We start from the raw sequence: 4,428 nt of genomic DNA on the forward strand, positions 1-4,428 counted from the left end.
CCCCGGGGCCCCGCGCCGTACCGGCTTCTCCGGCCGGCATTGTCCTCAGTGCTTGAAGGTGTCCTTCGACTTCTCCTTGGCCTCGCGGGCCTTGCCGCGGGCCTCCAGCGCGCCGCCCTTGGCCGCGGTGGTCTCGTTGCCCATCGCGTGGGCCGCTTTCCGCACAGCCTTACCGACGCCCTGCTCAGCCTTGGCCTTGGCCTTTTCTCCAGCACTCATGTCGGTCCTTTCGTAGAGCCACTCATCGACCCGCCTGCCCCTCGCCCCGGAGTTGAACCGGATTCCTGCTCCGAACCTGCGGGACGCCTGTGGCGTATGCGCTTGCGGGCATGCGTTGAGTCAGTCCCCCGACCCCAGGCGTGCTCGACCGGGACCTGGCCGCTCTCCGTGGGCCGACGACCCGCGTCGCGCACGTCCTCTGCCTCTTCGGTGGCAAAGCGAAAGTGGCGCACCCCATGGCCCCGGAAGTGGCCCACGCGGATGGAGTGGCCGGAGCATACGGTCGAGATCACGGCGCATCGCGTGCCCCGCCGATCGCAGCGGGCATCTGTGCGCTCGGGTCCCCGCCGCATCACTCGGAGGAACGTCATGCAAGCCAAAGCCGCCCCCGGCAAGACCGTCATCCGCATCGAGTCGGACAGCCCCGCAGAGGCAGGCGCACAGTGACCCGTATGTCGCTCGACACCCTCCCCATGCCCGACAGCCTGACATCGGCCGCCGCCCTGGAGGTGGCGACCTCCCACCACTCCCCCGCACTGCTCAACCACTCCCTGCGTGCCTACGTGTGGGCGGCTGCCCGCGGCGCGGCGGAAGACATCCCCTTCGACCGGGAACTCCTCTACATAGCCGCGCTCTTCCACGACATCGGGCTGGTGCCGGCATTCGACAGCCACACCATCGCGTTCGAGGAGGCGGGCGGCCAGGTCGCCCAGGTCTTCGCGGCCGGCGCCGGATGGACGGCACAACGCCGGGAGCATCTGTCGGACGTCATCGTCCGCCATATGTGGCCACAGGTGGACGTGTCCGGGGACCCCGAGGGACACCTGCTGGCACGCGCCACCGCCACGGAGATCATCGGCAAGGAGGCGGACGACTACCCTGCCGGCTTCCGCGCAGAAGTGCTGAACCGCTACCCCAGGCTGGACCTGTCGGAGCAGTTCCTGGCGTGTTTCCGAGCCCAGGCCGCACGCAAGCCCGACAGCTCGGCGGCCGGCGCGGTGCGTTCGGGACTCGCCGACAGGATGGCCGACAACCCGCTCGACTCCCCCGCCTGAGGAGTCCTGGCGTACGCGTCGCCGATCGTGCGGTGTCCCCACGCCCCGTGAGCCGCCGACGCAAGTTCTCTCGTGAGCGCGCCGACGCAAGTCTTCGCGAATCGTGCTCCTCGGATGTCGAGAACGTCCGGCCCGCTCCGTCCCAGGGACACGAGCGGCCACGAACGGGCGCTCGACGGCACCGACGAAGGAGCGATCACCATGCGGCAGTCCGAGATCACCGAGATCCTGAACCGACCGATCAGCAAGGAACTGCTGGCCCGGGACCTGACCCGCATGGCCTACGTCGCCAAGGACGGCACACCGCGCAGCATCCCGATCGCCTTCACCTGGAACGGCTCCGAGATCGTCCTGTGCACCACGAAGAACGCACCGAAACTGCCCGCGCTGCGCAAGAACCCGGCGGTCGCCCTGACCATCGACACCGAGGTCCACCCGCCGAAGATCCTGCTCATCCGCGGGCGGGCCGATCTGGACGTCGTCGACGGCATCCCCGACGAGTATCTCCAGATGAACGGCAGCTACGAGATGACACCGGAGCAGCGCATCGAGTGGGAGGCCGAGGTCCGCTCCCTCTACGACGGCATGGTCCGGATCGTCATCACCCCCACCTGGGCGAAGCTCATCGACTTCGAAACCACCCTGCCCACCGCGGTCGAGGAACTGATCCGGCAACGGGCCGAGCGTCAGAACGCTTGAGTCGGCACCTCGCCCCGCTCCTCCCGTTAGGGTCTCCGGGTGACCGAACTCGACACCTTGCACGCCACCCGCGCGGCCTACGACGCCATCGCCCCCCTGTACGCGCAGAAGTTCCACGACACCCTGAGCGACCGGCCCTTGGAGCGCGCCCTCCTGAGTGCCTTCGCGGAGCTGGTGCGGACGAACGGCGACGGCAGGGTCGCGGATCTCGGCTGCGGACCGGGGCACGTCACAGCCCACCTCCACGGGCTGGGCCTCAAGGCCTTCGGCGTCGACGCATCGCCGGCGATGGTCGAGCTGGCTCGCGAAGCCAACCCCGGGGTGCGGTTCGAAATCGGTTCGATGGCCGCGCTGGACATCGAGGACGGCGCGCTCGGCGGGGTGCTCTCGCGGTGGTCCCTCATCCACACCCCGCCACGGGACCTGCCCGCCCTCTTGGCCGAGATCGCCCGGGTCCTGGCTCCTGGTGGACACGTGTTGATCGAATTCCCGGCCACTGACGGCCCGCAGGACGAGACGCAGGCCTACGACCATGCGGTGGTGACGGCCTACCGCTGGTCCCCCGATCGCTTCACCGAGCTCCTGCGCGATCACGGCCTGGTGGAGTCGGCCCGCCTGACGATCGAGCCGAAGCCGACGGACCGGCGGCAGTTCCAGGAGGTCCAACTCCTCGCACACAAGGCGTAGACCGAGGAGCCACGGAGCCGGTCTCGTGACCGGATCGGCTCGATCGCCGGGCGGGAGAGCACAGCGATCACCGCGCCAACGGCAACGGGGTGACGCCCGAGACCGTGGTGAACCCGCGTGGCAGGGAGAGGCCGTCACCGGGCCGCCGCAGACCGAGGGGCCGTTCGGAGGACCGCCGGGAGTGGCGGGTGGGCCAGGGGTGGAGCCTGCTCCTACGTTCGGGCGCATGACGAACTCACCCACAGACCGTGCGCAGGCGCCCACCCGGCGCGGCGCGCTCGCCGGGATCGCCGCCGGAGCGGGGGCAGTCGTGCTGTCGGCGGCGTCGACCGCCACGGCGAACTCGGCACCCGCCTCCGCCACGGGGCGTGGTGCCGACGCTTCCGCCCCGGCTCCCGGTCCTGACGCGTCGCCGACGCCCGGTGCCATGCAGCTGTTCACGGACCCGGGGCTGAACTTCGGCGCACTCCTCGCGCTCGGCGGCGCCGGATTCGGTTCGTCCGAGGTCGGGGAGGTGCTGACGGCCGTCAACGCCATCAATGCCGCCGGGGCGAACGAGCAGACCTACACGGCCGAGTTCCGCCGCTGGGGCGAGCGCTTGACGGCCACCGCGTCGCGGCACCGGCAGACACGCCGTGCCCGCTCGCTGCGCGGTGCCCAGTACTTCGGCCAAGCGCTCTTCTTCGTACTCGGCTCGGACACCCCCGGTGACGAGAAGAAGCTCTATCTGGCGGGACGCCGGGCGTGGGACACCTTCGCCCGGCTGTGCACGCCCGCGGCGATCACCGACCAGGTCCCGTACCGGGACGGCGTCTCGATTCCCGTCTGGTTCTTCCGCCCCGACGACTCCGACAGGCCCCGGCCGACCGTCATCCTCACCAACGGCAGCGACGGTCCGAACGTCGACATGTGGACCTACGGGGTCGCCGCCGCGCTCGCCCGCGGCTGGAACGCCCTCGTCTACGACGGCCCCGGCCAGGGCCAACTGCTCTACGTCGACGAGCTCGTCTTCACCCCGCGCTGGGAGCAGGTGGTCTCCCCCCTGGTCGACTGGCTGGAGCGTCGCAAGGATGTCGACGCCCGACGCATCGCGCTGACCGGACTCTCCATGGGCGGTGACCTCGCCCCGCGCGCCGCGGCGTTCGAGCACCGGATCGCCGCTCTGGCCGCGCTGCCGGGGTGTCTCTCGCCGTGGCTGGGCTTCCCGGAGGAGCTCCGGGACATCGTGACCCCCGACAAGGAGGAGACCAACCGCATCTGGAACGAGGAGGTCGCTCCCCAACTGACGCCGTCCGAGCAGTTCGTGATCAAAAAGCGGATCGAGCCCTTCTCGATCCCCGCGATGCTCGCGGCACGGCAGGGCCGGCTCTTCACCGACTTCTGGACACCGGCCCAGCGGATCATGGCGCTCGACATCACCGGAGTGGTGCGCCGTATCGAATGTCCCACGCTGGTGCTCGACTACGAAGACGAGGCCTTCTACCCGGGCCAGCCGCGCGAGTTCTTCGAGCTGCTGCGCTCCCGCAAGGAATACCGGCTGATGCGGGCGGCGACCGGGGCCCAGTTGCACTGCTCGCCGATGGCGCCCCAACAGCACTGCGAGGTCGTCTTCGACTGGCTGGAGGACACCCTGGGCCGTGGGTGACCGCCGCCGGTGACCGCCGACAGGCGACGTCAGCTCGGAGACAGTGGTACGCGCTCGAAGCGGCCGGTTCCACGGCAACCATCCGAGGAACCGGCCGCGTGCGCCCGGCACCAGTGCTCGACC

At 70.0% G+C, this 4,428-nt stretch carries 5 protein-coding genes; 4 read left to right on the plus strand and 1 reads right to left on the minus strand.

Annotated elements, in window-relative coordinates; translation table 11 throughout:
* Positions 1–45 precede the first annotated feature (45 nt).
* Positions 46–219: a hypothetical protein gene (locus ACFWU3_RS24515; RefSeq protein ID WP_352210026.1), complete on the minus strand. Its 174-nt coding sequence runs from the start codon at positions 217–219 to the stop codon at positions 46–48.
* A gap of 452 nt (positions 220–671) precedes the next feature.
* Here ACFWU3_RS24515 and ACFWU3_RS24520 point away from each other — a divergent pair, with 452 nt between their 5' ends.
* The 4 genes from ACFWU3_RS24520 to ACFWU3_RS24535 all read left to right on the plus strand — a co-directional run bounded on the left by ACFWU3_RS24520 (position 672) and on the right by ACFWU3_RS24535 (position 4,305).
* Positions 672–1,274, plus strand: a complete 603-nt coding sequence (locus tag ACFWU3_RS24520; RefSeq protein WP_384441430.1) for an HD domain-containing protein — start codon at positions 672–674, stop codon at positions 1,272–1,274.
* Positions 1,275–1,475: 201 nt separating this feature from the next.
* A complete protein-coding gene (locus ACFWU3_RS24525; RefSeq protein WP_384441433.1) occupies positions 1,476–1,973 on the plus strand; it encodes a pyridoxamine 5'-phosphate oxidase family protein in 498 nt (165 codons plus the stop codon).
* Positions 1,974–2,012: 39 nt separating this feature from the next.
* On the plus strand, positions 2,013–2,660 hold the full coding sequence (locus ACFWU3_RS24530) for a class I SAM-dependent DNA methyltransferase (RefSeq protein ID WP_384441436.1): 648 nt from the start codon (positions 2,013–2,015) through the stop codon (positions 2,658–2,660).
* Positions 2,661–2,886: 226 nt separating this feature from the next.
* Positions 2,887–4,305 (plus strand): alpha/beta hydrolase family protein, encoded by a 1,419-nt coding sequence (locus ACFWU3_RS24535; protein ID WP_384441439.1) that lies wholly within the window; start codon positions 2,887–2,889, stop codon positions 4,303–4,305.
* Positions 4,306–4,428: the final 123 nt, after the last annotated feature.

This window comes from Streptomyces sp. NPDC058685, assembly GCF_042714725.1.
Lineage (GTDB): Bacteria > Actinomycetota > Actinomycetes > Streptomycetales > Streptomycetaceae > Streptomyces.